The sequence below is a fragment of the Streptomyces sp. MB09-01 genome (assembly GCF_033794505.1).
Classification (GTDB): Bacteria; Actinomycetota; Actinomycetes; order Streptomycetales; family Streptomycetaceae; genus Streptomyces.
On record NZ_JARAYQ010000473.1, the window covers coordinates 1 to 3,049 of the forward strand.

The window sequence follows — 3,049 nt, forward strand, 5'->3', positions numbered from 1 at the left end:
GAAAGGGGGGGGGGGGTTGGAGGCGATCGCCGCGAGCCGTTCGCCCTCCACGACCACGCGTTCGGCGAGGTCCCGTGTGAGCCGGCCCCTCGCCAGGACCTCGTTCACCTGCCAACCGTCCCCGAGCCGGCCGACGAGCCAGGCGGTCCGTTCCTCGTCCTGGTGGCAGACCTGCCGGGCGGCGGTCAGCCGGACGTCCTGGTCCTCGTCGTCGAGGAGCCGCTCCCTGGCCTCGAGGGAAAGCCGGTCCCAGACGCGGCAGGCCGCCCTGCGGAACGCCGGGTGCTCGTGGTGCGCGAGAGCGGCCAGGATGTGGGCCGGTGGAGCGCCCCACGCGACCAGTTCGTGGCCCACCAGACCGCGGGGGTGCGCAAGCAGCCGCTCGTACGCCCAGTCGGGCAGCGGGGCCACCCGCCGCCGGTAGGCCAGGGGGCCGTGCGCGAGGGCGAGGTGGACCGCCGGGGCCGGGTCGTCGACCAGCCGGGCGCGCTGGCCGGGGTCGATGCCGCCGTTCTCGGCGAGGGCCATCCGGACGTGGCGGTCCGGGTGGATGAGAGCGGCCTCGATCACCTCCTGCGGCAGAACCGCGCGCTGCGCAACCGCGCGCCGCAGCCACTCGTCTTCGTGGCCGAGCAGCCGCAACAGCACGTCCGCCGGTGCGGCCTCGTTCCCTACGAGCCCGTACAGCAGCCCCGTCCACCGATCGCCCATGCCCCGGTCCGTCCCCCGTTGATCCAAAACGGGCAGCGTAGCAAGGAAGCCCACAGGCGGACCGATCATCACAATGCGGTCCATGACATCCTGTGACGTCACAACTCGCCGGACGGTATCGGCGGACGTCCGGGGAATTTGGGGAAGGTCGATGAGGCTCTGCTTCCTGGTGGAGGAGCACTACCGCCACGACGGCATGCCGAACGAGGTGATCGGGCAGCTGACCGCTTGGGGGCACCAGGTGGACGTGCTGCGTCCGGGCGGCTCGCTGCTGCGCATGTCCGAGGCCGTGGACGCGGGGGCGCACGACGCCTGGGTGCTCAAGACCGTCTCCGGCGGGCCGGGGCTCACGCTGCTCGAAGCCGCCGCCGCGGCCGGGATGACCACCGTCAACGACGCCCGGTCCATCCGGGGCGTACGGGACAAGGCCCTGGCCGCCGCCATCGGGCGCGGCCGGGGGCTGCCGCTGCCGACCACGTACGCGGTGGCGTGCCCCGAACTCCTCAGGGAGATAGCGGCGGCGGAGTACCCGCTCGTCGTCAAGCCCGCCGACGGCAGCTCCGGACGGGCCGTGCGCCTGGTGTCCTCGCCGGAGCAACTGGAGACGGTGCTTCCCCTCCTCGCGGGCGAGGGCATGCTGATCGCCCAGCCGTACGTGCCCAACTCGGGCACGGACATCAAGGTGTACGGGGTCGGCGGCGAGCTCTTCGCGACCGAGCGCTGCTCCCCGCTGCACCCGGACCCCTCGGTGCGGGAGCGCCGGGTGCCGCTGTCGGCCGAGGTGGCGGCGATCGCCGCCCGGGTGGGGGCGGTCTACGGGCTGGACCTGTACGGGGTGGACGTGCTGCTGGGCCCGGACGGGCCGGTGGTCGTCGACGTGAACGACTTCCCGAGCTTCCGTCAGGTGCCGGACGCGGCGGCGCGGGTGGCCCGGGCGGTGCTGGAGCTGGCACGGGCCGGCGCTCCCGCGCAGCCGCAGGCGGCCTCACCGCAGCCCGCACCCGCGGCACTGCCGTTCCCTACGCTGCCCCTCTCGATTCCGGTGCAGGTCTCGGCGGGGGCGGGGGAGAGCATATGAGGATCGGCCTGATCACCCCGGATCCCGGGCACCCACTGCTGGCGGGGGCCGCCGCGCTGCTGGCTCCGGAGCACGTCGTCGAAGCGCTCGATCCGACCCCGCCCGGGGACGCGCCGGTGCCGGTGCCCCGGCGGCCGGCCGATGTCTACCTGCTCAAGTCGGGGACCCCGCACGCCGTGGGGCTCGCACGGGAGCTGGAGCGGCGGGGCGCGGCCGTGGTGAACTCCGCGGCGGCCACGGCGCTGTGCCAGGACCGGACGGAGATGGCCGGGCTCGCCCTGCGGGCCGGGCTGCCGTTCGCCGCGACGCGTACCGTCGGCGCCCTCTCGGCGTGGGCCTCCGGGACCACGCTCACCGCTCCGGTGGTCGTCAAGAGCCGGCGCAACCGCAAGGGCGACCTCGTCGCCCGCGCCGACGACGCCGCCGCGCTGCGGGAGTTGGCGCGGGCCTGGCCGCGGGAGCCGGTGGTGGTGCAGGAGTACGCGCCCAACAGCGGCTGGGACCACAAGCTGTGGGCCATAGGGGACCAGGTCTTCGCGGCCCGGCGCCGCTCCGAGCTCTCCCCCGGCGGGCAGGGCCCCAACGTGCCGCTGGCCCTGGACGATCTGCCGGCCGGATGGGCCGGGCTGGTGCGCGAGGTGGGCGCGGTGTTCGCGCTGGACGTCTACGGCGTGGACATCATCGACACGGGCGGCGGCACGCCGCTGATCGTGGACGTCAACGCCTTTCCCGGGATCCGCGGCCTGTCCGGAGCCCCGGCGGCCCTCGCCGCCCTGACCCTGCGCCGGGCCCCGGTCCGCCGCCCGTAGACCCGCGGCGCCGCACGCACGCGTCCGGACGGGCGAATGCGTGCGGCGGGACGGCCCCGGCCCGGTGTCGTGGTGCGGCCCGGTGGCGGGGGCGGTGAGGATCGGGGCATGGGCGTCGTCCTGCCGGTCCTCTTCGCGCTGTTCGCGGCGCTCAGCAACGCGCTCGCCACCGTGCTCCAGCGGCGGGCGGCGCTCACCGTGCCGCAGAGCGGCGGCTTCCGCTTCGGCCTGGTCCTCGACCTGCTGCGGCGGCCGGTGTGGGTGGGCGGGATCCTGGCCGTGATCGCGGCCGGGGTCGGGCAGGCCGTCGCGCTGGCCACGGGCGCGCTGGCCCTCGTACAGCCGCTGTTCGTGCTGGAGCTGCCGCTGCCCTTCTGATCCCCCCCCCGGTGGACGCCCAAACCCGGTCTCTAATACCCATCTGACGCTCCCAACACTTAAAAGGTGTAAA

At 74.7% G+C, this 3,049-nt stretch carries 2 protein-coding genes and 2 pseudogenes; 3 read left to right on the forward strand and 1 reads right to left on the reverse strand.

Annotated elements, in window-relative coordinates; genetic code table 11:
• Positions 1–711 (reverse strand): annotated as a pseudogene (locus PV721_RS42460) (hypothetical protein); the annotation flags it as partial.
• 151 nt (positions 712–862) lie between these two features.
• On the opposite strand from PV721_RS42460, the gene PV721_RS42465 reads away from it, so the two are divergent.
• The 3 genes and pseudogenes from PV721_RS42465 to PV721_RS42475 form a co-directional block, all read left to right on the forward strand.
• Positions 863–1,789, forward strand: coding sequence for a hypothetical protein (locus PV721_RS42465; RefSeq protein WP_319734115.1), 927 nt, complete (start codon positions 863–865; stop codon positions 1,787–1,789).
• On the forward strand, positions 1,786–2,598 hold the full coding sequence (locus tag PV721_RS42470) for an alpha-L-glutamate ligase (protein WP_319734117.1): 813 nt from the start codon (positions 1,786–1,788) through the stop codon (positions 2,596–2,598). Before PV721_RS42465 ends, PV721_RS42470 begins: the two co-directional genes overlap by 4 nt.
• A gap of 108 nt (positions 2,599–2,706) precedes the next feature.
• A pseudogene (locus tag PV721_RS42475) lies at positions 2,707–2,967 on the forward strand (hypothetical protein); the annotation flags it as partial.
• Positions 2,968–3,049: the final 82 nt, after the last annotated feature.

What these genes read in the sequence shown, in the direction of transcription:
- PV721_RS42465 (WP_319734115.1), top strand. Translation starts at nt 863, where the DNA reads ATGAGGCTCTGCTTCCTGGTGGAGGAGCACTACCGCCACGACGGCATG.
- PV721_RS42470 (WP_319734117.1), top strand. Translation starts at nt 1,786, where the DNA reads ATGAGGATCGGCCTGATCACCCCGGATCCCGGGCACCCACTGCTGGCG.